This is a genomic window from Streptomyces sp. GC420, assembly GCF_009916105.1.
Lineage (GTDB): Bacteria > Actinomycetota > Actinomycetes > Streptomycetales > Streptomycetaceae > Streptomyces.
The window spans coordinates 1-1775 of record NZ_JAAAXQ010000709.1 but is presented as its reverse complement, the minus strand read 5'-3'; the positions used below and the strand labels follow the sequence as shown (position 1 = coordinate 1775).

Genomic DNA, 1775 nt, shown 5'->3' with positions numbered 1-1775 from the left:
CGTCGACGTATGGCGCACGGGCGAGCGGCTGATGCTCCAGGTCCGCGACAACGGCCGCGGCGGTGCCGGCCTCGACACGGGCTCCGGGCTCGCAGGCCTCGCCGAAAGGCTCGGGGCCGTGGACGGCCTGTTCGTGCTCGACTCGCCGGACGGCGGACCGACGGCGATCACGGCCGAGCTGCCGTGGCGCGAGCACACCGGCGAGCGCTGAGGCGCGCCGAGGAGCGCTGAAGGCTCTGCCGAGGGACGGAAGCGCCGGGAGCGCCGGGAGGTCCTGCTCGGGGCGCGCCGCACGCCGACCCCGCGCGCCGACCCCGCGCGCCCGTCGCGCACCGGCGGCCCACCGTTCCGGGGGTCCAGGGGTGGGGCTAACCCGAGGACGAAGACGGGGACCGCCTCCATGGTCCGGCGCTCCCCCGGCCGACCAGCATGGATGTACGACGCCGGGCGAAGGACAGCACGGTCCGGCCGGGCGTGAGTCGGGCGAACGACATCATCGGCAGCGGAGCAGAACGGACGGAACAGCGATGGCCATCGCGGACTACGAGCAGGAGACCCGGGTCCGGCACCGCCTTCCGGCGGCGCTGCGTGCCCCCGTCGAACACCGAGTCTGGCGGGAGTTCCTCTACCTGCTGCTCAGCCTCCCCATAGCCATCGCCATGTTCACCTACGCCGTCACCATGACGGCCCTCGGCGCCGGCCTGCTGATCACTTTCCTCGGCATCCCGGTGCTGGCCGCGGCGCTGGCCGGCTGCCGCGCCTTCGGCGCCCTGGAACGTGCCAGGGCCCGCTCACTGCTCGGCCTCGACGTCGCCGCCCCCGAGCCCGTTCGCCCCAGGAGCAAGGGCCCGCTCGGCCGGCTCGGGGCCCTCCTGGGCAGCGGGGCGTCCTGGCGGCACCTGCTGTACGCGGTGCTGCACTTCCCCTGGGCGGTCTTCGCCTTCTGTGTCGCGGTCACCTTCTGGACGTACGGCTGGGCCTTCCTGACGTACCCGCTGTGGCGATGGATCTTCCCGGTGTACGTCGGCCAGGACGGGCTCCAGCTGTACGGTGACGGGACGCACAGCTTCTACCTCGACTCGCCCTTCGAGATGGCCGTCACCGCGGCCAACGGCCTGCTGCTCGTTCTCGCCACACCCTGGGTGCTGCGTGGGCTGACCGCCGTGGACCGGGGGCTGGTGGCGGGGCTGCTCGGCCCTTCGAGGCTGGCCAGCCGGGTGACCGAGCTGGAGTCGGACCGGGGGGTGGTCGTCGACACGGCCGCCGCGGACCTGCGACGCATCGAGCGCGACCTCCACGACGGAGCCCAGGCACGCCTCGTCGCCCTCGCCATGGACCTCGGCCTCGCCAAGGAAAAACTCACCGAGGACCCCCAAGCCGCCGCCCGCATGGTCGAAGAAGCCCACGGCGAGGTCAAAACAGCACTCCAGGAACTCCGCGACCTCGCCCGCGGCATCCACCCCGCCGTCCTCACCGACCGCGGACTCGACGCCGCCCTCTCCTCCGTCGCCTCCCGCTGCACCGTCCCCGTCAAAGTCACCGTCGACCTCCCCTCCCGCCCCGCACCCGCCATCGAAGGCATCGCCTACTTCACCGTCTCCGAACTCCTCCAGAACATCAGCAAACACAGCCGCGCGACGACGGCCTCCGTCGACGTATGGCGCACGGGCGAGCGGCTGATGCTCCAGGTCCGCGACAACGGCCGCGGCGGTGCCGGCCTCGACACGGGCTCCGGGCTCGCAGGCCTCGCCGAAAGGCTCGGGGCCGTGGACGGC

At 72.9% G+C, this 1775-nt stretch carries 1 protein-coding gene and 1 pseudogene; both read left to right on the top strand.

The window, feature by feature from the left end:
- Positions 1–211: pseudogene (locus GUY61_RS38000) on the top strand (sensor histidine kinase); the annotation flags it as partial.
- A 316-nt stretch (positions 212–527) separates the two neighbouring features.
- On the top strand, positions 528–1775 hold a 1248-nt coding region (locus GUY61_RS37995), incomplete at its 3' end, for a sensor histidine kinase (protein WP_166634844.1).